Origin of the sequence: Paenibacillus sp. FSL M8-0228, assembly GCF_038007385.1 — a bacterium.
Lineage (GTDB): Bacteria > Bacillota > Bacilli > Paenibacillales > Paenibacillaceae > Paenibacillus > Paenibacillus polymyxa_D.
Genome location: NZ_JBBOXA010000001.1, coordinates 2,021,256 through 2,044,521 on the forward strand (window position 1 = coordinate 2,021,256; position 23,266 = coordinate 2,044,521).

At 45.3% G+C, this 23,266-nt stretch carries 21 protein-coding genes and 1 other annotated feature; of the genes, 16 read left to right on the forward strand and 5 right to left on the reverse strand.

Annotation, left to right across the window (positions count from 1 at the left end; translation table 11 throughout):
* Position 1: 1 nt before the first annotated feature.
* Positions 2 to 1,816: a DEAD/DEAH box helicase gene (locus tag MKY98_RS09515; RefSeq protein ID WP_069011346.1), complete on the reverse strand. Its 1,815-nt coding sequence runs from the start codon at positions 1,814 to 1,816 to the stop codon at positions 2 to 4.
* 136 nt (positions 1,817 to 1,952) lie between these two features.
* Positions 1,953 to 2,792, reverse strand: a complete 840-nt coding sequence (locus tag MKY98_RS09520; RefSeq protein ID WP_023988057.1) for a helix-turn-helix transcriptional regulator — start codon at positions 2,790 to 2,792, stop codon at positions 1,953 to 1,955.
* A gap of 163 nt (positions 2,793 to 2,955) precedes the next feature.
* Between MKY98_RS09520 and fabF the strand changes: the two genes are divergently transcribed.
* The 3 genes from fabF (at position 2,956) to MKY98_RS09535 (ending at position 6,289) form a co-directional block, all read left to right on the forward strand.
* Entirely contained in the window at positions 2,956 to 4,194 is a 1,239-nt protein-coding gene (fabF, locus tag MKY98_RS09525; RefSeq protein WP_069011347.1) for a beta-ketoacyl-ACP synthase II, read from the forward strand.
* Between the two features lie 293 nt (positions 4,195 to 4,487).
* Entirely contained in the window at positions 4,488 to 5,441 is a 954-nt protein-coding gene (locus MKY98_RS09530; protein WP_039270185.1) for a helix-turn-helix transcriptional regulator, read from the forward strand.
* 107 nt (positions 5,442 to 5,548) lie between these two features.
* Positions 5,549 to 6,289, forward strand: a complete 741-nt coding sequence (locus MKY98_RS09535) for a zinc ribbon domain-containing protein (protein ID WP_029516741.1) — start codon at positions 5,549 to 5,551, stop codon at positions 6,287 to 6,289.
* A gap of 86 nt (positions 6,290 to 6,375) precedes the next feature.
* Here MKY98_RS09535 and MKY98_RS09540 read toward each other — a convergent pair whose 3' ends face one another.
* Positions 6,376 to 7,611 carry an MFS transporter gene (locus MKY98_RS09540; protein ID WP_069011348.1) on the reverse strand — a complete coding sequence of 412 codons (1,236 nt, stop codon included), beginning with the start codon at positions 7,609 to 7,611 and terminating at the stop codon, positions 6,376 to 6,378.
* Positions 7,612 to 7,806: 195 nt separating this feature from the next.
* Here MKY98_RS09540 and MKY98_RS09545 point away from each other — a divergent pair, with 195 nt between their 5' ends.
* The 4 genes from MKY98_RS09545 to MKY98_RS09560 all read left to right on the forward strand — a co-directional run bounded on the left by MKY98_RS09545 (position 7,807) and on the right by MKY98_RS09560 (position 9,866).
* The gene (locus tag MKY98_RS09545; protein ID WP_029516743.1) at positions 7,807 to 8,394 is read left to right on the forward strand and encodes a TetR/AcrR family transcriptional regulator; all 588 of its coding nucleotides are present in this window, start codon (positions 7,807 to 7,809) and stop codon (positions 8,392 to 8,394) included.
* 22 nt (positions 8,395 to 8,416) lie between these two features.
* Positions 8,417 to 8,764 (forward strand): hypothetical protein, encoded by a 348-nt coding sequence (locus MKY98_RS09550; protein ID WP_245231561.1) that lies wholly within the window; start codon positions 8,417 to 8,419, stop codon positions 8,762 to 8,764.
* Positions 8,765 to 8,842: 78 nt separating this feature from the next.
* Positions 8,843 to 9,403 (forward strand): O-acetyl-ADP-ribose deacetylase, encoded by a 561-nt coding sequence (locus MKY98_RS09555; RefSeq protein WP_069011349.1) that lies wholly within the window; start codon positions 8,843 to 8,845, stop codon positions 9,401 to 9,403.
* Complete coding sequence (locus MKY98_RS09560) at positions 9,393 to 9,866, forward strand: NUDIX hydrolase (protein WP_069011350.1); 474 nt, start codon at positions 9,393 to 9,395, stop codon at positions 9,864 to 9,866. The genes MKY98_RS09555 and MKY98_RS09560 overlap by 11 nt, the downstream gene beginning before the upstream one ends.
* A 46-nt stretch (positions 9,867 to 9,912) precedes the next feature.
* Here MKY98_RS09560 and MKY98_RS09565 read toward each other — a convergent pair whose 3' ends face one another.
* Positions 9,913 to 11,097 carry an aminotransferase class I/II-fold pyridoxal phosphate-dependent enzyme gene (locus MKY98_RS09565; protein WP_069011351.1) on the reverse strand — a complete coding sequence of 395 codons (1,185 nt, stop codon included), beginning with the start codon at positions 11,095 to 11,097 and terminating at the stop codon, positions 9,913 to 9,915.
* 42 nt (positions 11,098 to 11,139) lie between these two features.
* Positions 11,140 to 11,378: a binding site (T-box leader), on the reverse strand.
* Positions 11,379 to 11,566: 188 nt separating this feature from the next.
* On the opposite strand from MKY98_RS09565, the gene MKY98_RS09570 reads away from it, so the two are divergent.
* A complete protein-coding gene (locus MKY98_RS09570) occupies positions 11,567 to 12,175 on the forward strand; it encodes a DUF1349 domain-containing protein (protein WP_069011352.1) in 609 nt (202 codons plus the stop codon).
* A gap of 93 nt (positions 12,176 to 12,268) precedes the next feature.
* A complete protein-coding gene (locus tag MKY98_RS09575) occupies positions 12,269 to 12,979 on the forward strand; it encodes a DUF1361 domain-containing protein (protein ID WP_069011353.1) in 711 nt (236 codons plus the stop codon).
* A gap of 56 nt (positions 12,980 to 13,035) precedes the next feature.
* Here MKY98_RS09575 and MKY98_RS09580 read toward each other — a convergent pair whose 3' ends face one another.
* Positions 13,036 to 13,965 carry an ArsR/SmtB family transcription factor gene (locus MKY98_RS09580; protein WP_029516749.1) on the reverse strand — a complete coding sequence of 310 codons (930 nt, stop codon included), beginning with the start codon at positions 13,963 to 13,965 and terminating at the stop codon, positions 13,036 to 13,038.
* Positions 13,966 to 14,473: 508 nt separating this feature from the next.
* On the opposite strand from MKY98_RS09580, the gene MKY98_RS09585 reads away from it, so the two are divergent.
* From MKY98_RS09585 to MKY98_RS09615, 7 genes are all read left to right on the forward strand, one after another.
* A complete protein-coding gene (locus MKY98_RS09585; protein ID WP_029516750.1) occupies positions 14,474 to 15,817 on the forward strand; it encodes an ABC transporter substrate-binding protein in 1,344 nt (447 codons plus the stop codon).
* Positions 15,818 to 15,910: 93 nt separating this feature from the next.
* Positions 15,911 to 16,801: a carbohydrate ABC transporter permease gene (locus MKY98_RS09590; protein WP_013309768.1), complete on the forward strand. Its 891-nt coding sequence runs from the start codon at positions 15,911 to 15,913 to the stop codon at positions 16,799 to 16,801.
* 27 nt (positions 16,802 to 16,828) lie between these two features.
* On the forward strand, positions 16,829 to 17,671 hold the full coding sequence (locus tag MKY98_RS09595) for a carbohydrate ABC transporter permease (RefSeq protein ID WP_029516751.1): 843 nt from the start codon (positions 16,829 to 16,831) through the stop codon (positions 17,669 to 17,671).
* Positions 17,672 to 17,751: 80 nt separating this feature from the next.
* Positions 17,752 to 19,137 carry an arabinan endo-1,5-alpha-L-arabinosidase gene (locus MKY98_RS09600; RefSeq protein WP_069011354.1) on the forward strand — a complete coding sequence of 462 codons (1,386 nt, stop codon included), beginning with the start codon at positions 17,752 to 17,754 and terminating at the stop codon, positions 19,135 to 19,137.
* A gap of 40 nt (positions 19,138 to 19,177) precedes the next feature.
* Positions 19,178 to 20,149 (forward strand): glycoside hydrolase family 43 protein, encoded by a 972-nt coding sequence (locus tag MKY98_RS09605; protein WP_029516753.1) that lies wholly within the window; start codon positions 19,178 to 19,180, stop codon positions 20,147 to 20,149.
* Between the two features lie 235 nt (positions 20,150 to 20,384).
* On the forward strand, positions 20,385 to 20,729 hold the full coding sequence (locus tag MKY98_RS09610) for a DUF3024 domain-containing protein (RefSeq protein ID WP_238794840.1): 345 nt from the start codon (positions 20,385 to 20,387) through the stop codon (positions 20,727 to 20,729).
* Between the two features lie 328 nt (positions 20,730 to 21,057).
* Entirely contained in the window at positions 21,058 to 23,166 is a 2,109-nt protein-coding gene (locus tag MKY98_RS09615; protein ID WP_029516755.1) for a class I SAM-dependent methyltransferase, read from the forward strand.
* Positions 23,167 to 23,266: the final 100 nt, after the last annotated feature.

Below are 23,266 nucleotides of genomic sequence, written 5' to 3' on the forward strand. Positions count from 1 at the left end.
ACTAGCGACCTCCCTTCACACTGCGTCGAGCTTTACCCGGAGGAACCGTATTGCCTGCTAAGCCTAATAAGTTCTCGGTGTTTGGCTGGTCTGTGCGCAGTTGTTCCATTTCCTGTTTGATGGAATCCAGCGAGTGGCCCAGTTTTTGCATTTTTTTGCGAATTTCATCATCGCTACTGGATTCAAGCATGATTTTATACAAACTTTTTTCAATGGATTCTTTCTTCTCAAACTTCTCCAGAATAACGTCCAATCCGCCAATGACCATCTCAAACATATTTATTTTTTCATGCAGCAGATGTAGGATATGCTCCTCAATCGTTCCGGTTGTGGACAAGTTGAAAATATTAACATCATGCGTCTGTCCAAGTCGATGCACCCGTCCGATCCGCTGCTCCACGCGCATGGGGTTCCACGGTAAATCGAAGTTAATCATATGGTGACAAAATTGCAGGTTAATGCCTTCACCACCCGCTTCGGTGGCAATCATGACCTGAATGCGCCCACGGAACAGATCCATCATCCAATCCTTGCGTCCACGGTTCATACCGCCTCGGTAAGGAACAGCAGATAGGCCACGGTCACGGAAATAGTTCAGCAAATACTCCTGTGTGGCTCTGTATTCTGTAAAAATGATCACCTTTTCGTTCATCTGACGGATAAGCTCGAGCGCCTTTTCTGCTTTGGAATTGGCCTTGATCGCTTTAATGTGTGCAACCAAATCCCAGACACGATCGCGTAGGGGAGAGTCTGGAGCCATTTTTTTAGACAAATTGACCAGCGTCACGAACACAGCGTCCCGGCTGCTGCACACTTCCCGTTGAAGGGTAACGAGAGACAGCATGCTACTTAAATTTCCGCCATTCGCCTGGTATTGCTCTTTGACAAAAGAGGTTACCCCATCGTACAGCGCTTGCTCTTCCGGCGAAAGTTCCAAGTGAATATTGGAAACATTTCGTTTGGTGAATTGAACTGGGCCTTCTCCGCGACGATTGCGGATCATGACTTTAGACAGCTCATCCTTGAGCTGATCTTCATTTTTGGGCAGACGTTTATCTACAACAAAGTTGGCTGAAAAATCGCCATGTCTTCCCAATTGACCGGGCTTGAGCAGTGTAATCAGGTTAAACAGCTCAGACAGATCGTTTTGTACAGGTGTCGCTGTCAGGAGCAAACAATATTTTTTACGCAGCTTCATAATGAACTGGTAGTTGGATGTCTTTTTATTTTTCAGCTTATGGGCCTCGTCTATAATGAGCAGGTCATAATCGGTATCTAGCAGGATGTTACTATGGGGCTCTCGCTTGGCAGTATCCATAGAGGCCACGACAACCTCGGAAGACCAAGAATACGCTTTTTTCTGGGCGACAGCGGGAATACCGAATTTGCTGTTCAGCTCACGCACCCATTGTAGGACCAGGGATGCGGGTACAAGAATAAGCACTTTGGAAGCCAGCCCGCGAACCAGATATTCCTTTAGGATCATTCCAGCTTCGATCGTTTTGCCCAGGCCGACTTCATCGGCAAGAATGGCACGTCCGGACATTTGAAACAGTACCTTCCGAGCGGTATCCAGCTGATGGGGTAGTGGAGTGAGGTCTTGCAAATGCTGTAGACATTGAAGCTCATCGAAGTTCGGCACCAGTTTGACTTTTTCTGCCTCAATGGCCAGCTGATACAGATTCCAATCTCCCCAAGGGCCACCTTTGCGTAGGCGTTGGTCCAGCTCATCCTGCCAGCTTCGATCAAATTGCACCGGAACAGGCAGTGGCGCTTGATTGTGTATGTGCGGGGAACTTGTCGATTTGGCTTTCATGATGATTCCCTCCCTCCTGGTAGTAGCACAGTTGAAGCTCTTGGTTCTGTCACATACGTGGCATCTATTTTTGCACAGATCGTAGATGTAGTATGGACGGAAAATGATATCTTCATAACAGGAGGGATGAAATCCTTTAGCTGCCTTCCATTAACTTTTGGAGTTTGCTTTCCGTTGAGGTTTGCGCATTGGGGGTGTAGATGCTGCAACGGAGATCAACACTGCCTTGTACCTGAAGAGAAGTTAGGTCAAATAGCATTTTGCCAGCCTTCGCATGACGAAATTCAATGAGTACCTCCGGCGCGGAGCTTACTTCACTCTGATTCCAAAGCTCGTTAAACTCCGGGTAGGCCTGGCTCATATTTTGTATAAATTGTGCATACCAGGGATCTGTCACGTATTGCCCATAATAAGCGCGGAAAATAGCAAGGAACCCCTTTACAAAGTGTTCCCAATTCACAGCTAGACTTTTAAACTCCTTTTTGGTGAATAGCAGTTCAATCATATTGCGTTGCTCATGTGGTAGCTCGGCAAAATCCATAAAAACATGAGCAGCAGCGGCGTTCCAGCCGACAATATGACAGCGCCGATCTGAAATAATAGCAGGGCAGTAGTGCAGCTCTTGTACGATCTTTTGCAGAGAGGGGGAAATGACGGCTTGCTCTGCAGGAGCAGGAAGGCTGTGAGACCCAGCCTCGATCGCCAAATCATACAAATATTTGCGCTCGTCTGTGTTCAACTGCAATGCGGCAGCAATAGCATCCAACACAGAGGCGGACACCTTAATATCTCGTCCTTGCTCCAGCCAGGTATACCAAGTCGTACTGACACCAGCCAGCTGAGCGACTTCTTCTCTGCGCAAGCCTGGTGTTCTGCGACGTGATCCTTGGGGGAGACCGACCATATGTGGGTGTAGGCGGGCTCTTTTTGTTTTTAGAAAAACAGATAGTGCTTCCAGACGTGCTTCCGTTTTCATAGGTATCTTCTCTCCATTCAATGGGTATATCCGAAGTGAGCCAATAAGGCGTGTACTATAGTAGTGTTCATTATACCAGGATAAACAAACACTTGTAATAGGATAAGGCGAGGGTAAAATGAGGATTATAAGTAAGTCACCGAGCAGGAGGAATGAATAGCTTATGCAAAGAGTAGTGATAACAGGTATGGGTGTCGTTTCCCCACTGGGTAATGAAGTGGACACGTTGTGGAAGAATTTGCTGGAAGGCAATTCAGGTATACGTAAAATTGATACATTCGATGTGTCCGATTTGAAAGCACAAATTGCTGGACTGGTACAGGATTTTGATGCAGAAAAGCAATGGGGACGTAAAGATGCTAGACGAATGGATCGGTTTACTCAGTTTGCACTATATGCGGCAGAGCAAGCGCTCAAGGATTCCGGTCTGGAACTGGATCACACCGATTTGGAGCGTGTCGGTGTTTATGTGGGATCGGGAGTCGGCGGTTTGGATACGTTGGTGGACAATGTAGATGTACTGCTACAGCGTGGACCGGGCAGAGTTAGCCCGACGCTGGTACCCATGATGATCTCAAATATGGCTGCTGCTCAAATTAGTATCGCGTTTGGAGCGATGGGACCTACGCTTTCCCCCGTGACGGCTTGCTCTATTGGGAATACAGCAATTGGAGAGGCGTTTCGGACGATTCGTACAGGAGATGCGGATGTCATTTTTGCCGGTGGAGCTGAAGCAGCGGTGTCCCGATTGGCCTTGGCAAGTTTCGCTAATGCGACTGCCTTGTCCACACGTAACGAGGAGCCTTCCATAGCAAGTCGACCTTTTGATCAGAATCGGGACGGCTTTGTCATGAGCGAAGGTGCAGGTATTCTGGTACTGGAGTCACTGGAGCACGCTATCCGACGTGGTGCGGAAATCTATGGTGAGGTCATCGGTTATGGAGCGAGTTCGGATGCTTATCACATGGTTGCACCGCATCCCGAAGGAACCGGAGCTTACTTGGCGATGAAAGCGGCCCTTCGTTCGGCTCACATCTCCCCGGAAGAAGTGGACGTGATCAGTGCCCACGCAACGAGTACAGCTGTAGGGGATACCGCTGAAACTTTGGCAATCCACAAACTGTTTGGCGACTATGCCTATCAGATTCCGGTTACTGCGAATAAGTCCATGCTGGGTCATATGCTGGGAGCTGCGGGCGGGGTCGAAGCGATTGCGCTTGTGCAAAGCCTACGGGAGGGCATCATTCCACCAACGATGCACCTGGACAATCCGGACCCGGCTTGCGATCTGGATTATGTGCCTCACGAAGCGCGCAAGGCTCTACTAAATATTGGGCTATCTAATTCTTTCGGCTTCGGTGGTCATAATGCGGTCATTGTGCTGAAGCGCTACGAATCATAATTTGTAAGGAGTTATTGAAACCTCAGGCATTCTATTCGGCTGGATAGAGTACCTGAGGTTATTTTAATTGAAGAATAACAGATTCATTTTAGATCCGGATTTTGCAAAATTCGATACTAGTCGCTCCGAAGTGCAAGATATAGACGAACTAAACCATTTCGATCTATATCTTGTTCATTGAAAGTCGCTCATTGGATTTTTGCTAAATCCCAAGATAAGAGATAGAGTAAGATGAAGGAATACGATGAGGAGTTCATCGCTTATTTTTATTAATGGTGAAAGGTTTTGAAAAAATGAAAATTGACCGATTGCTTTCTATCGTCATTTTGCTGCTAAAGAAAAATAGAATACAAGCGAAGGAACTGGCTGATTTATATGAGGTTTCGATCCGGACGATCTATAGAGATATTGAAGCGATTAGTATGGCAGGTATTCCGGTGGTGACTTATCAGGGAGCCAATGGGGGGATCGGCTTGATGGAAGGATACCGCCTGGATCGCAGTATGTTGACGGATCATGATGTCAAGGACATTGTAATGGGGCTGCAGAGTTTGTCCTCGTCGTTGGGCGGCCCGAATGTGTCGCGGTTACTTCATAAATTTGAAAGTATTATACCAGAGTCTGGGAAAGAGCAATTTAGTGTCCATACCACACAGTTTATCGTCGATCATTCGGGATGGGGAAATCGGGCTGCGCAGGAAGGCAAATTGATAAAGGTAAAAGAAGCAATGAGCCAAGCGCGCACTGTCGCCTTTACCTATCGAAATGCGGGGGGAGCCATTACAGAACGGAATGTTGAACCGCATACGCTCGTTCTGAAAGGACAACAATGGTTTGTATATGCATATTGTCCCGATAGGGAGCAGTTTCGTCTATTCAAGCTTTCCCGCATGAGTGACCCTGTGGTTACAGAGACCGTTTTTGCTCGCAGGGATCTTTCTTATGAAGTGTTGCCGTGGAATGAGGGGCGGATGGAGGTATCCAGGGCCGTACAACCATTTACGCTACAATTTAACCGTAACTCAAGGCATCTGGCGGAGGACTGGTTTGGCGTAGAAGCATTGACCGAGCAGGAGGAAGGGATCTATACGGTCTCGGTCCCGTTTCCTGAGGATGCATGGGCGTACGGATTTATTTTAAGCCTGGGACCGGATGTGGTTGTCAAAGAACCAGCCCATTTGCGGGATAAGATTCATAAGATGGCGCTGCGTATTGCGTCTAATTACGAAGAAGTTCGGGAATCATAAAGGAATTCTTAGATTAAAGTAAAACAAACCTGACCCATAGTTGTCAGGTTTGTTTCGTTATACTGGTGGCATACCTGATATCAGATAGCGAAAGGGGATTTACGAGGATGGATAAAGCTTGTCAAAGTTGTGGGATGCCGCTGGAGCATGAGGACCAATATGGAACGGATGCACAACATCATAAAACGGATGAGTATTGCAAGTATTGTTACAAGGAAGGCGAATTTGTACAGCCTGAATTGACTATGGAGGGGATGATTCAGCAGTGTGTGCCTATCCTGGTAGAAGAGGGGATGCAGGCAGAAGAAGCGACTTCGATGCTGCGTAATTACCTACCGCATTTGAAAAGGTGGAGGTCTTTAGAGGATACAGAGCTTCAACTTGATGGACCCATTCGGGAGGAATACCGAGGTGAAATCCATTTAATTGGACTAAAAGCACGTACAAATAATCAGAAGGAACAAACATCTCACGGGATCATTCCAAATATGTGGGAACGTTTTTGGAGCGAGGGTGTGCCAGGTCGGATCAGGGGGCATGAAGGATCTGCTTCCGTCTATGGTTGCTATACTGACTATGAAAATGGAGCTTTGGGCGAGTATACATTCTTTATCGGGAAGGAAGCGGCTGTTGATTTCCAAACTCCTGACGATCTTGAAGAACTTGTTATTCCGGCTGCACGCTACGCCATTTTTCAGACAACTCAGGAACCCTCTTCTATCTTCCGAGTATGGCAGACGATCTGGGAGTGGGCTGCCACGGGACAAGGGGAGCGGACATACACAGGTGATTTTGAAGTGTATGGCAGTCCTGATGAACCTGTTTTGATTTATATCGCAATCAAGTGATGATTTTGTCGTGACAGAAGAGAACCACCCGGTCATTGTCGTGGACCCGGCGGTTTTTTCTGATTCAATCCATAGCATTCTCCCCATCAAGTTGAACGTCGGGTCACAGCCCAAAAGATGAGAGCCAGAGCACTGACACCAGCTCCTAATAGACACACCCCGTTCCATCCGGCATAGATGTACATATGAGTGGAAGCAATAGCCCCGGTGGCGCTACCGATGGAATAAAATATCATGTAGCCTGCGGTAAGTCGGCTCCGTGCCTCAGGGCGAACATTGAAAATCAAGCTTTGGTTGGTGACATGTACAGCCTGTACGGCCAAATCCAAAAGTATTACGCCAAGAACTAAAGCGAACAAAGAATGCTCGGTGTAGCGGATAGGTAACCAGGACAGCAGCAATACAACGAGTGCGATACCTGTCGTCCGTTGTCCCAAGCCTTGATCAGCAAGACGCCCTGCTCGTGCTGCTGCTAATGCTCCGGCGACTCCAGCCAGGCCAAAGGCTCCGATGGCTGTATGTGAAAGAGATAGAGGCGGGGCACTGAGAGGTAACACAAGCGAAGTCCACAATATGCTGAATGCCATAAAAATGAGCAACGCAAGGACAGCGCGAATGCGTAGAATTCGTTCTTGCACGAACAACAAGATAACCGATCGGAGCAGCTGCGGATAGGAAAGTGTCGCACTCGTGGGTTCGTTCTTTGGCAACACCCGCAACAGAGCTACAGCCATAAACAGCGTAAGTATAGCAGAAACAAGGTAAACTGAACGCCAGCCTGCCAGATCAGTTAATACACCGGCCACGGTTCGTGCAAGCAGAATGCCGATAACGACTCCACTGGTCACCAGACCTACGACCTTACCCCGTTCAGTCGGATTAGCCAAGGTAGAGGCGAAAGCCACGAGTGTTTGAGTAACTACAGCCAGCAGTCCAACCATTGCCATTCCCATAAGTAGTATTGTACGAGTAGGAGCAAAGCTAACCACGATTAATGCCAGCACGGACAGTAGCATTTGCCCAGCAATCAGCCGCCGTCGATTCAAAAGATCGCCAAGCGGGACGAGCAGCAATAAACCTAATGCATAACAAATTTGCGTGATGGTAATGACCATGCCTACCGATGAGTGCGTAATGCCAAATTCATTTGCCAGCGCATCCAACAGTGGCTGTGCATAGTAAATGTTAGCGACAGCCAGCCCGCAGGCTATGGCAAATAGGAGTGCCACAGATCGGGACAGGGAGGGAAGGGGGGCTGTTTCGGTAGCACCTGCTACCGTTTGATGAGGGAAGAGTACCGCTTTTTCTTCTGACGTCTTCATTTTCACATACCACATCGCTTTCTGTAAGTTACATACCGTTAAGTATAATATACCGATTGGTATGTAATTAATTTAGGTCAATATAACTCGTGCATATATGTTATGTCAAGAGTTTATCCTGTACATATTTGACAGTTCCTTTTCGTAATCATACAATCTTAATATACTGAACGATACAAAAAGAAGGAGTTGCTTATGGTTCGACCACGGGAATTTGATGAAGATCAAGCGTTGGATGCAGCGATGCAAATTTTTTGGGAAAAAGGATTCGAGGCTACCTCTTTAAGCGATTTAACCTTAAAAATGGGAATTCAGCGTCCTAGCATTTACGCTGCTTTTGGAGACAAGAAGCAATTATTCGAAGCCGCGCTGCGCAAATATACGCAATCTCATGCAGCTTGTGTAAGGGCTAAACTGCAAAATAGTTCATCTGTAAAAGAAGCATTTTACAATTTTTTTGGAGGAGTGGTGGCAGAAGAGTACGAGGAGGGACCCAATAAGGGATGCTTTTGCATCAACACGATGGTAGAATTAGCCCCTCATGATGAAAAATTCGAAATTTTAACTAGAGAACATCAAATGTATCTTTCTGCTGTCTTTCAGGAGACCCTCGAACGTGGTATTCAATCTGGGGAGCTTGAGGCGACTATGGATGCACGGGCTTTGGCGCATATGTTGGTCTCTTTGTTAATCGGGATTACCGTGATGATGAAATCACGCCCAGAGCGTTCTTTTGTGGATCATGCGGTTGCGACCGCACTTATGTTGCTGGATGGGAAATAGAGATGAAGGGAGGGGAGCGTGGATGCCACAGATAAAGGCCGTTCAAACCCCGATTGGAGTATTGTATGGACGAGATGCGATCTATTTGGACCATGTGCATATGAATTATTCGAAGAAGGAGCTGATTTTAAAGGGAGAGATTAATGGGGGGCTGGCAACGGAAGCAGCAGATGATTTTGTGCCTTATGAACTGATATTTACAGAAGTCTACTACTTCAACATGATTGAATTGGACGTCGCTTTGCACATGTCTGAACGGGAATATACGCAGGGCAGCAGCTTTGATGAGCTTATAGATACGCCGTTATTAGCTACAGTAGCAAGCGCACGGGGGAAAAATCTAAAGCACTATATGTTGAAAAACCTATGACGATATAGTAGAAATTGCCTGTAGAGACTATAAGATGACTATATAAACGAGTTGATTTTTAGAAGAGGGAGAGGATCAATGGATACCCAAATTGAACTATTGAACGTGACAATACGTGTGTTGCAAGGGGATATTACCCGTTGTAAGGCGGATATTATTGTCAATGCAGCCAATACAAGCTTGCTGGGTGGCGGTGGCGTAGACGGCGCGATTCATAGGGCTGGCGGTCCGGCTATCTTAGAAGATTGTGTAAGTATCAGAAACAAGCAGGGTGGATGTCCCGTAGGAGAGGCAGTTTATACCACAGCTGGCAAGCTGGATGCCCAATATGTTATTCATACCGTCGGCCCTGTGTGGAATGGTGGCGACCATCGGGAAGAGGAGCTATTGGCGAAATGCTACCATAATGCACTCCAATTAGCTTTAGAACTGAATGCACGAAGCATTGCTTTTCCGAATATCAGCACAGGCATCTACTGTTTCCCGAAAGAAAAGGCGGCGGATATTGCTATACAGGAAGTGACACGTTTTGTACGTGAACATTCGGCTTTGAATGAGATTATTTTTGTTTGTTTTGATGCGGAAAATGCTCAGTTATACAGCCGTAATGCTCAACAGGAGGTGCACGATGCTGGCTAAGCTGGTAAATAAAATTCCACGGGATTGGCTTGTATTCATGTATAAGCACACGCCGTTCACTCGATTGAAAAATGCATTGGTGTATCGGGCGCAGCACAAATTTTTGATTGCTGTGTTGGGCATTTTTACGAATGATGCCGGGGAAGTGCTGCTATTAAAGCACGTATACCGGAAGCAACCGTGGGGAATTCCCGGTGGCTGGATGGAGCTAGAGCAGCCGGAAATCGCACTACAGCGCGAAGTCCGAGAAGAAACCGGGCTGGAGGTAGAGATCACCTCATTAGCACAAGCCCAGTTTGGTCAGACGCCGAACCGTGTGGATCTCATTTTCACAGGCCGGGTTATCCCGGGTACTTTCCGACCAAGCGCCGAAATCTCCGACATTTGTTATTGCCGTGTAGGGGAATGGCCGGAAGGCTTGCCAGCACACCAGAAAAAGCTTATTCAGAAGCTGTTACAGTAGGGTTCATCCAGTACTCATGTTCATTTCAAGATAGGAAAAATCGCATTTACAGGCGCTTCAAAAATGCGCTAATGCGCTCCAAAGCCATTTCCAACTGTTCTCGCGATGACGCATATGAGCAACGGATAAAGCCCTCGCCGCCTGGGCCAAATGCGGAACCGGGTACAGTAATGACTCCTTCTTCTTCCAGCAACCGCTTGGCAAACTGCTCTGAGCTTAACCCTGTGTGCATAATGGAGGGAAAAGCATAGAAGGCACCATTTGGTTCGTGACATGGCAGTCCTGTCTGACATAGGCCTTCAACGAACCATTTTCTACGCAGATTGTAAGATTCCATCATACGATCTTTTTCCTCTAGCCCGTTACGCAGGGATTCAATAGCGGCAATTTGCCCGATAATAGGAGCGCACATGGCGGTATATTGATGAATCTTCAGCATAGCTGAAATCAACTCTCTTGGGCCGCACACATAGCCGACCCTCCAGCCTGTCATCGCAAATGCTTTGGAAAAGCCGCTGATGAGCAGGGTACGCTCTTTCATTCCCGGCAGAGAAGCGAAGCTTACATGCTTCTGTCCATAGGTCAGTTCAGCATATATTTCGTCTGATATAACGACAAGATTATGCTCCTCAACCAGGCGGGCAATCGGCAACCAATCCTCATAGGTCATCACCCCACCCGTCGGATTATTCGGATAACAGAGAATAAGCACTTTGGAACGTGGAGTCAGCTTGGCTTGGAGTGCCTCAACTGTTAGCTTGAACTGCTGATCCGCAGAGGTTTCAACCGTTACGGTATGTCCTCCGTTCAGAAACGTGATGGGCGAATACGAAATATAACATGGAGCCGGAATAAGTATTTCATCGTGTGTGGTGATCAGGGCGCGTAGTGCCAAATCCAGTGCTTCACTGCTTCCAATGGTAACCATGATTTCATCTGTCGGGTTGTAGGATGTGCTGAAGCTGCTCTCCAGATACCCGGCAATCTCCTCACGAAGCTCGGGAAGTCCAGCATTCGGTGTGTATGATGTTTTACCATTTTCCAGTGCTGTGATACAGGCCTTTCTGACATGTTGAGGGGTTACAAAGTCAGGTTCACCGACACCAAGCGATACAATATCTTTTCTGCCTGTACTATATTCAAAAAACTTACGGATGCCTGAAGGTGGCATTTCCCGTACAGCTGGAGTCAAAAAATCGGTTATAGATACTGCTGTCGATACATTTGTCATGATGATTTCCTCCTTTTTGAAAAACAAAAAAACCCGCCCCTGTAAAGGGACGAGTTTATACCCGTGTTACCACCCTAGTTTCATTCCATACGAAATGACACTCTGTTCACGTATCCATCAATACGTGTTCCGGTTAACGCTGGAAAGGCGGCAGAGCTTACTTCAGGTTCAGCCCGCTTCTCAGAGATGGCGTTCGGCTACCCTCGGAATGTTGGCTTTCACCTGCCCCAACTCTCTGCAAATCCGCTGTATAGCTTACTCGTTCTCGTCATTGAAATTTGTTACCGTATCAAGTTAGGTGTAATTATAAGCACAACATTTCAGGATGGCAAGTCTTTTTTTTATAAACATTAAAGACAGATCATCATTATTGACGACTGGAAAATAACGTATATAGTGGTATCAAGGGGATTGTGCCCAGATTTCAATGTGTTATATGACTATATTGCCAGAGAGGAATGGTGTCCATATGAACGTATTTGAACGCTTTAGCGGTAAAGTAATGCCGGCGGATTGGAGTTGGATCAATGAGCCGGCTGAATGGAGATTCGATGATTCCAAGTCTTTGCAAATTTCTGCACCTTCACAGGCAGATTTCTTTAGAGATCCGTCTGGCGCAGCGGTAAAATCGTCCGCACCCTTTTTGCATACAACGCTTCAAGGTGATTTTACAATATGGACGAGGGTTCGTGTTGATATGAAGCAGCCTTATGATTCAGGATGCTTGATGATGATGGCGGATGATACCCACTGGGCTAAGCTGTGTTTTGAATATTTTGAAAGCACTCCATCTATTCTTAGTGTGGTCACTCGGGATACATCCGATGATTGTGTCTCTGGGGCGATGGACGTGTCCAATCCGTATTTACGAGTGGCACGAGCTGGAAATTGCTTTGCATTTCATTATTCATCAGACGGTCAGCATTGGAGGCTGGCGAGATATTTTGGTATGAATGTTCCTAACCAGCTCAAAGTCGGAGTTGTTGCTCAATCTCCGGTGGGAGAGGGCTGTGCTGTTACCTTTGATGCCTTGACGATAACAACCCATGTATCCGAGGACATACGAAACGTGGAGTAAATAGACAAAGGCCCTCTCTAAATATGAAAGCGCTATAAAGTAGGGCTTAAAAAGACGTATATACGCATGATCAGGCAGGAGGTAGATGGAAACTTGCTGTTAAGAAGGAAGGGTTACAAGCTGCCCAGTTTGTTGGGAGTGCTGCTTGTAGCTACGTTGGGCTGTTTCGGGCTCATTATGTATTTACAGTCCACAAGCGGAACGAGGATGTATCAATTTCTGTACTGGGATATATTCCTGGCCTGGGTTCCGGTCTTTATCACTCTCGGCATGATGGCTTTATCCAGACTGCGAAGTACAAAAGTGAGGAGTATTCTTTTATTTTTCTCTTTAATTGTATGGTTGTTTTTTCTGCCGAATGCTCTCTATTTGGTGACTGAGTTACTTCATGCGTTTCGTTTTTACGATGTGAATCCTGATACACGTTTTTGGTTGAACACCCAATTTTGGTTAATCTTATTTACGTCTTTTTCAGCAGCAGGGCTTGGCCTTTTTCTTACATCCCTTTGTGTGTTGGTGATCCATCATATGCTGAGGAGGATTTGTTCAAAGGGGCTCGCATGGGCTGTAGTTTTGGTGTTGTTGTGGCTGGACAGCATAGGCGTATATATAGGCAGATTTGCTCGCTGGAATAGCTGGGATGTGTTGTTGCAGCCACTGGTGCTCCTTACGGATATTTGGAGCTGGGGAGTATATGCTGGACCTAGGCTTCATTTGCTGTCCTTTTGCTGGCTGGTGTTTGGGATAGCAGTCATTTTTTATTTATTGATCTATATCTCTTTAAGTGAGGATCAGGATGTTTAGGCCGAGGACATGTATTCCATGAATACAGGCTTCGGCCTATTTTTACATGTGGCGAGTCAGGAGTTGGCGTTGTCCTCCCCATGCACATCGTAAAGCACGCGCACAAGCAGATCCTGACTGAAATTCCCGAATCTTTTGCCAAAAATAGTGAGTCCTCCTTTGTTTTCTGATTCATCGGTTACAGATAAACGGAGTGTAATGTCGCTTTTATAATTAAGGTTAATATCATCTATTGTGACCTCGGAAATGCGGCACCCATCAATGAAGCTGCCTTGTTGATTGATGCGAATTAATTTGAGCATACCATATTGATTCAGATGCGGTGGCCACCAATCTGGATTGAGAACCCCCGGCACTTCTCCAAAATCTCCGGCGCTGGTCCAGTGCCCAATAGGGATACCGTTAATGTGAAAACAAATATCGGAGGGATATTCCTCACAATAGCAGGGTGCTTCTGAGCCCAGTTCTGCGGAGAATTGAATTTCTTTAAAGGATTGATTCGCTTTCAGATAGTTGGGGATACGGTATTCCAAAAAGCCCTCAGCCATCCAGATCATTTCCGACTCCAGCCGCCCGGGATCTGCAAAATAGCGTGGATCATCAAAATCGCCGATAATGCTGTCTCGGGTCACCAATCCACAAGTGGGGGACGCTTGATAGTTACTATAATGACCTACGCGAATCTCAACCTCATACACATTTTTTTGTTCTCTACTGCGCAAATCTACCATCAGTTTATCCTTGTTCAAATAGCACATTTTTCGGGTGCCGTGCTTGCCGCTCACGGTATTGATCTCCACAAGGCCGCATTCTTCCAATTTTCGAATATGCATTGTAATGGTACCGTTGCTCAAATTAAGTTTGTTAGCAATGTCATTCATACTTTGTCCCTGGTAGGCAAGTAACTCGAGAATTTGAATGCGGATTTCTGAACCCAGTGCTTTAAAAATATCTAATCCTGACATTAAGTCCTTAATATAAATCATAGCTATAGACCATCCTTATCTATAAAAATTGTGATGTAAGCGCTTATATATTTACTTTGATTTATGTTAAAATAAAATCAAAAAGAAGTAAACTGCTTTTTTGTAAATTTTTTTTACTAAATAAAGAGGGGAGCAAATTAAACTCCGAATTAAGAATTACTTCAAAAATAAATCGTATTTAAGCTTTATCACTGATTATTTCGATAAAAGTTAACTTAAATACGATTTAATTTTGCTTTCCATGTTACTCTAATCTATGTTTTATAATTATTTAAAAAGATTGAAAAATACATTGACGAACCGAGGAAAGGCATGCTATATTTTGTTTGTAAACGAATTCATTATTGATAAAGTAAAATGTTAATTATATGGTACATGAGAGGGATGATAATCACAGCGGCAATCAACAACGGGTTGTGTACCGCACAGTTAAAGATTAGGCCGAGTGGTATAAAGTTATTTTAACACTAAATGTATGCGGTTTCATTTAAATTTAGGAGGGGTCGCGTTGATAAAGAAAAAAGGTTTTGCAATAACAATGGTTGTTCTGTTGTTAATGGTGGCTGCACTGGCTGGTTGTAGTGGGGGAAGTTCCAGTAGTGATGGAAGTAAGGAACTGACATTCATGTTCCGTGGTGGCACAGATGAACAAAAGGCTTATAAGGAAGTAATCAAGAAATTTGAAGAGGAACATCCTGGCGTAAAAGTTAAAATGGTCGTGACGGCAGCGGATCAATATGCTACAAAGCTAAGAGCTGCGATCACAGGAAATAATCTTCCAGATATCTTTTACTTTGCCCCTGGAGATGTGAAAGCTTATGTAAACAGTGGGGTATTGAAGAATCTCACTCCTTACATTGAGAAGAACAAGGATATTAAACTGGATAACATCTGGAAATACGGTATAGATTTGTATCGCTATGACGGTAAAATGGCCGGTCAAGGAGATATTTACGGTATGCCGAAGGACTTAGGTCCATTCGCACTTGGCTACAACAAAACGATGTTCGAAAAAGCGGGCGTTCCATTGCCTGACAAAGACAAACCGTATACATGGGATGAATTTATCAAGGTTAGCCAAGAGTTGACCAAAGATACCAATGGTGACGGCAAGCCAGATCAATACGGTACAGGTTTTAACGTTCAGTGGGCATTGCAAGCCTTTGTATGGAGTAATGGGGCTGATTGGCTGGATGAGAGCAAAACGAAAGTAACGATTGATGATCCGAAATTTGCGGAAGCTCTTCAGTACTTTGCTGACATGCAAAACAAATATAAAATCACACCTGGTATTGAACAATCACAAACATTGGACACATACCAACGTTGGATGAAGGGCGAAATGGCATTCTTCCCGGTTGGTCCTTGGGATATGAGTACATTTGAAAAACTGCCATTCGAATATGATTTACTGCCGTTCCCAGCCGGATCGACTGGCAAATCAGCAACATGGATCGGTTCTCTGGGTATCGGCGTTTCCTCTAAAACAAAATACCCGGATGAAGCTGTTGAACTGGTTAACTATCTGACGACTTCTAAAGAAGGAATGAAGCAGCTCGTAGATGCCAAGGTACAAATTCCGAATCTGCTGGACATGGCTGATGAATGGTCCAAAGATACGAAAACCAAGCCTAACAATAAACAAGAATTTATTGATATCGTAAATGACTATGGACGCTCATTACCAGGCAACTATACGTATAATGCAGAATGGTACGATATTTTCTTCACAGATATTCAACCTGTGCTGGATGGTAAAATTACGGCGGCAGATTATGTGAAACAAGAACAACCGAAGATGCAGAAACTGCTGGATAAAGCGGTGGAGCAAGAGAAAAAATCACAGAAATAATGCGTAAATAGAGGAAAAAAGGATGATGTTAGTGGCTGAATATCATGCTGCTAACATCATCTTCATTCCAAATTAGAAACAGAGGTGAGCCCTGTGATAACCAAATCTAATCTCTACCGCAAAGAGAAGGTATATGGATACTTATTTATTCTTCCACCTATTCTCGGTCTGCTAATCTTTACGTTATTCCCGTTTGTCTATTCATTATACGGCTCTTTTACAGACTGGGACGGATTGGGACAAATGAACTTTATTGGTCTCGACAATTTTAAAGATTTATTTAGCGATGAGCTCTTTTATAAATCGATGTACAATACTCTTTTCTTAATGCTAGGTATTCCAATCGGTCTTGTACTAGCTTTACTGCTGGCACTAGGTTTGAATCGCAAGATTCCAGGTACGACAACATTTCGTGTGATTTACTATATCCCGGTTATTTCTTCGTTGGCTGCCGTTTCTATTATGTGGAACTGGGCATACAACGGGGACTATGGTTTGGTGAACCAATTCCTCGAAATATTCGGTATTAAGGGTCCTAACTGGCTAATGGATAAGGATACGGTCAAACCGGCCTTGATCCTCATGACCGTCTGGAAGGGTCTCGGATATACGATGCTGCTATATTTGGCAGCCCTGCAAAGCGTATCTCGCTCTTATTATGAAGCAGCAGAGCTAGATGGAGCTAGCGGATTCCAAATGTTCCGCAATATTACATGGCCAATGGTGAAACCAGTAACCTTCTTCCTGGTCGTAACTAATATCATTGGTGGTTCACAAATCTTTACTGAAATGAACATTATGACACCTACAGGGGGTCCGGAATACTCATCCGCCTCAATCGTCTTTTATATTTGGGATAAGGCATTTAAAAACCTGCAAATGGGATATGCCTCCGCGATGGCTATGATTCTCGGCATCTTCATTTTTATCGTAACTTTGATTCAATTCAAAATGAATGAAAAATCGTCCTTTGATGGGGATTGATTTTCGCGGAAAGGAGTGAGTCTGATTATGTCCCATAGTCAAAAAACGAAAGTTACCAATATCATTATCTTTATTGCACTAGCGATTGGAGCGATTGTGATGATCGCGCCACTGCTTTGGATGCTGTCCACTTCGGTGAAAGAAAAGCAGGATGTTTTTGCTCTTCCACCAGTATGGATACCAGAGGTGTTCCAGTTTGGCAAGTATAAGGAAATTTGGGAAGCAGGACCTTTGTTAAGCGGGATCAAGAACAGCGTGATTGTGGCTGTAAGTGTTACCGTTGTGGGTACCTTTACATCCAGTGTGGCCGCTTTTGCATTTGCAAAGCTGAGATTCCCTCATAAAAACAAACTGTTTTTGGCACTCATCGCATCTATGATGATTCCATACCCAACGGTTATGATTCCACAGTTTATGATGTTTTCCAAACTTGGCTGGGTCGATACACTTTTACCTCTGATCGTTCCAGGCTTATTCGGAAATGTAGTTATGATCTTTTTCCTGCGGCAGTACTTGCTTAGCGTACCAGATGCCATTATCGAAGCTGCGAAAATTGACGGAAGTTCTTATTTCCGACTCTATTCGTCGATTACGTTCCCGCTCATTAAGCCGGCGGTTGCGGCACAGCTTATTTTATGGTTCATGGGAATTTGGAACGATTATTTGGCACCGATTATTTACTTGAACTCACCAGAAACGCAAACACTGCAGCTGGTTATCGCGAATTTTAATGCGACTTACGCCATTCAGACGGACTATCCGCTTATAATGGCAGCATCCATTATAGCTTTGTTACCTGTACTGATTATATTCTTGATCTTCCAGAAACAAATTATTGAATCGGTTGCCATTTCGGGTGTCAAAGGTTAATTGACACTTGGAGGGTACGGATGAACGATGTAAGGCAGTCACAATATGTAATGGGTAAAGGAAGGAGGAGAATAACAGTTATGGTTATGCTGCTCATGCTGGGTCTATCCGGCTGTGGGGATAACACTCCGGACCCTGTGTATCCGCAGGCTCCGCCTCCCGATCACTTGTATGATCAAAGTACGATTAACGATGAACAGCGCTGGACCATTAACAATGCACATGACCCGGCGATTATCAAAACAGATCAAGGCTATTATGTCTACTCAACGGATGTAAAGACAGGTGGAGAATTGAGACCTGGTGTCATGGTACGCAAATCGACTGATCTGATTCATTGGAACTGGGTTCAGTATGCACTCCCCGGCATTCCAAAGGTAGCAGAGGCGTGGTCATCGGCAACCAATCTGTGGGCACCGGACATTATCAAGATGGGTGATACCTATCGCATGTATTACTCCGCTTCTACCTTTGGCAGCACACGGTCTGCGATCGGATTGCAGACATCCAGCTCCCCGGAAGGCCCTTGGAAGGATGAGGGGCTGGTCGTTAAAACGGAAGAGCATGACAAGCTGAATGCGATTGATGCCAATCCGGTGCTGGATGCAGAGGGTAATCCATGGATGGTATACGGCTCTTTTTTCGGCGGTATTTATATTACACCGCTTGATCCCCAGACTGGAAAGCTCAAAGAATCTGGCTATGGTAAAAATATCGCTGCCAGAGATCGGGCAACTGAGGACGGTGCTGTAGAAGGACCTTACATTGTGTACAATCCAATGTTCCGTAAATACTACTTGTTCGTCTCGTATGATTCTTTGTTTGAGGACTACAATGTTCGCGTTGCCCGTTCAGATTCTATCACAGGCCCTTATGTGGACATGAATGGACATGATATGGCAGATACCAACTATTTGCCTCAATACGAGATTGGAAACAAGGTATTGGGCGGTTATCGGTTCAGCGAAGGAGAAGGCTGGGTTGCGCCAGGTCACAATTCTGTCCTGAAGGACGGTGCGGATTATTATATTGTACATCATGCGCGAGGAGAAACGGACAAGAGCTGGCCGTACCTGCATGTACGCAGAATATTGTGGACGGCAGAGGGCTGGCCGGTCGTCTCTCCAGAGCGCTATGCCGGCGAAAAGGAGCAGGATATACCCAAAAGGCTATTATCCGGCAACTGGGAGCGCATCGTGATAAAGCAGGAAGTAGACGGCCAGGTGGAAGCTGAACAGCTCCGTCTAGAAGATGGAGGGCGGGCAACCAGCGGTTCTCTTGAAGGTCACTGGAGCTTTGATGGCAGGCGTACTCTAACAATGGATTGGAGCAATACATCCGAAGGAACTAAGGAAGAATTGTTATTGCTTCCTTCATGGGACTGGGAGCTTGGTCGCCATACTTTAATTTTCACGGGTATGAATGAAAAGGGAATTTCCATTTGGGGAAAGCGTATCAGCGATTAATTGTATGAACTACATACTACACATAGAGGAGAGAATAACCATGAATCAAACTGTACCCTTTAATAATCCGGTCATTGAGCAACGGGCAGACCCTTGGATTTACAAGCATAGTGACGGATACTATTATTTCACCGGATCTGTACCAGAGTATGACCGCATTGAGGTTCGACGAGCAAGTACTATTCAAGGCTTGAGTACAGCAGAGCCTGTCGCAGTGTGGCACAAATATGAAACGGGCCCGTTAAGTGCGAACATTTGGGCACCGGAAATTCATTATATTAACGACAAATGGTACATTTATTTTGCAGCAGCTCGTACAACGGAAACGAAGGAAGGCCTGTTCGACCACCGGATGTTCGTGCTTGAAAATGATTCAGCTAATCCTCTGGAAGGGGAATGGGTGGAAAAAGGACAGATCAAAACCCGTTGGGAGACGTTCGCTCTCGATGCGACAACCTTCCAGCATAATGGAGTTTTGTATTATGTGTGGGCTCAGAAGGACCCTGACATCGTCGGTAATTCCAATCTGTATATTTCCGAAATGAGCAATCCATGGACGTTGCGGGGTGAGCAGGTGATGATCTCCACTCCTGAATATGATTGGGAAATCATCGGTTTTAAGGTGAATGAAGGAGCAGCGGTTCTGAAACGGAACGGGCGGATCTTTATCAGTTATTCAGCTAGCGCCACAGACCACAATTATTGCATGGGTCTGTTGACGGCAGATGAGAATGCGGATTTACTTGATCCGAAATCATGGACGAAATCACCTCAGCCGGTATTCTGCACCCATGAGGAAACAGGACAATTCGGGCCAGGTCATAACAGTTTTACGGTTGCTGCTGATGGTAGCGATGTAATCGTATATCACGCCCGGAATTACAAGGAAATTACAGGCGACCCGCTGTATGATCCGAATCGTCATACACGTGTGCAGCCGTTCTACTGGAAAGAAGATGGAACACCTGATTTTGGTATTCCAGTACCAGATGGCGTTTCTGTTGATAAATAAGCGAAATCTATTATAGATGGTTGACGTGTTGCACAGTGGCACTTTAACTTTCTAGAAATCATAGGGGATTATGATTCGGCTGCGTATAACAAGAGTAATGAGATATCTTCTGAGCCTTCAGGCTGGAGGATATCTTTTTGATTTTGGGACGGCATGAAGGACTCTTTTCAAAAACTTCGATTTCTGCTATATTTAAATCGTAATATTTACGAATTGATCAAGGGGTGGAAATCTCGTGAACGAACGGATCGATCCGTTTACCGTTAAAAAGGTTGAATACCTGCTGAATGGCTATATTGCGCTAAAGGTGCCAGGCTACGTACGTTCTGACGTGCGGCTCATTTATCAAATAGAGGATAACTGTTTGATCTTGATGGAGGAAAGGCCTTCTAATGAAACTGAGTTGTGGGATCGCACGGACATTGTCCAATTTCGCTGGGAAGAAAATCATTGGCATGTATATGCCCGGCAAGAAGCTGAAAGCTGGCAGTGTGTAAAAGAGATTGCACCTAATCCGTGCTTTGAAGAACAGCTCGAACAGGTAGAAATAGATCATGCAGGTATTTTTTGGACAGGTTAACGAAGTCCAGAATGATAAGTTCGGAAGATGGAGGTAGTGGGAGTCGTGTCGTTAAACTGTATATGGAAATAAACAGGCTGACCGTAATTCCTTATATGGAAGTTACGGTCATTTGTTTTGTCTGATGTGGCACTGTCTAGTGCACTTGAGGGTTATGTATGCGTTTGGAAAGTATGTCAAGCGGTTGATTGATACAAATGTTTAATATTTTCCACGAGGTGGAAGTTACAAATGTATGGTAAAGTGTAGTATATACAAGGTTTTAATCCAAATGTCTTATTCAAAGTCTCCTGTGCATACCGAATCCGAATCACACGAGGTGAGAAAAATGTTGCAATCGTTAAAAGCCATTGCTAATTACAGGAAAGAAAATGATCTGGCCTGGGATACACCGACTTGGTTAAAGCTGCTTGTTTCGGCTGAGGAGCGTATTGTAAATTTGGAACGCATTCGATCTATAGGTGAGTTAAAGGATGCCAATCCTGTACTGGATTACGTGGAGCGTACGTTGCTTATTTTGGACGGACTTCCATTGTCATTCTGGGTTAAAGAGCTACTGGAGGATGTATTGGTATGGTCTGAGACAGCCAAAGGAGGCACAGTCCGCGAACGGCTACGCTGGCAGCATGAGGGTATTAATTTATTTGTACATAATATCGGATCCTCCCAACTGTATGTCAGACAGGCCCAAGCGGAGTCCCCTGCTTACCCGCGCAATAGCATGACCCGAATTCTGATTGAGACGCATGGATTGATCGGGCAATATATACGGGGGGAAATTCCTTTTGCTGAAAATCGACTGCTGCTTGAAATTACTCGTAAGGGCTGGCTAAGCCCTGAGGAACTGGAGCTTGTTTTACGGGCCCTGAACGAGTGTATTATCGCCGGGGTGGAACCTGCATTATGGGACCAAGTACGAAGTGAAGTGGAGCAGCTGATCGGCTGGATTGCATGGGATAACGCACCTGTAGTCTGGAGTGTAAAGGAGCGACTGGAAAGATTACGGTCGGTTTCCATTCATGAAGGGGAGCCGTTCGAGCAGGCTTACACAGAACTAGAGCGGGAGTTGAATGTAGAGAAGGCGCTGGCTCCGTTGGAGAATCGGACACTTTGGTATGTAGAATCAGCTTTGCAGGATTTTTCACTTCAAGAACTGGTAAAGGTATTTTTACTCACATTAAGGGATGGCACAGGGCAGGAACAGCCTGCGACCGTTCGCCATATCAGTTTCGAATCGCTCATGAATACGATGTACTATGACTATCGTGGTGTCAAGAAAATTAACGTATATAAAAAACGAATGATAGAAAAATATTTAAGTGCACTGTCTTGGCAGGACATTTCAAAAGGAAAACGGAAGCATAATCCTCATTTGAGTGTGATCGTGGAGCATAAAGAAGAGCTGCCGAGTACTGTATTTTTTAATTTTGTATTTTCATCTGCGGCTGAGAAACTGATTGACTTTTGTATTGAGGCAGAAAAAACGCCTCTGTATGACAAAGCAGTCCTGCTGCTGTTCGATCTGTTCGGATTACGGCGCGATGCGTATGATCGCTTTCACAATGAGGAAACGTACCTTACAGATATGAACCAGACCGTAGATTACAAAAGGGTCATTTTAGATTATGTGACTGGAACCCGCATACTGGATATTGGACCCGGCGGGGGTGTACTGCTGGATCTGATCGAACAGGAAAGACCAGATGCGAAGCCATTAGGTCTTGATATTTCTGTAAATGTCATTGAGGCACTTAAACGTAAAAAGCAATTGGAGCGCCATCGTTGGGATGTCATCAAAGGGGATGCGCTTCAGTTAGAGGAATATGTGGAAACGGGGAGTATGGACACGGTCATCTTCTCTTCAATTCTTCACGAGCTCTATTCCTACATTGAACGAGATGGGATTCGGTTCAATCCACAAACAGTGGAGGCAGCTCTGCAGAGCGCCTATCGTGTGCTTGCACCCGGCGGGCGTATCATCATTCGTGACGGGATTATGACCGAACCAGTAGAGCAGCGCAGACGAATTCGATTCTTGGAGCCGGATGGAATGGAATGGCTGATACGGTATGCGCAAGATTTTGCAGGTCGCCACATTGAAATAGAGCGTGTGGGGGAGCATGAGGCTGTTTTACCAGTGAACGATGCGATGGAATTTCTCTATACCTATACATGGGGAGCGGAAGCCTATGTGCATGAAGTGCAGGAGCAGTTTGGTTATTTTACCCCGTCACAGTATGAAGAGTGTATTCGTAGCACACTTGGATCACAAGCGATTATCCGCGTGAGCCGTCATTATTTACAGGAGGGCTATGCCGAGGCGCTGTCCAGACGTGTTGAGTTCATGGATGAGCAGGGCCAGCAGGTTTCTTTTCCAGACAGCACCTGTCTGATCGTGATTGAGAAGCCGAATAATAGGGTTGGAGTTGCTGAATGATTTTTAAATTGAACAAGAGAATGCCTTCTGATTTGTGCCAAGCACGATTAGAAGGCATTTTTTAGAAAGCTATGCATTCAAATATGACCGTGCAGCGTAT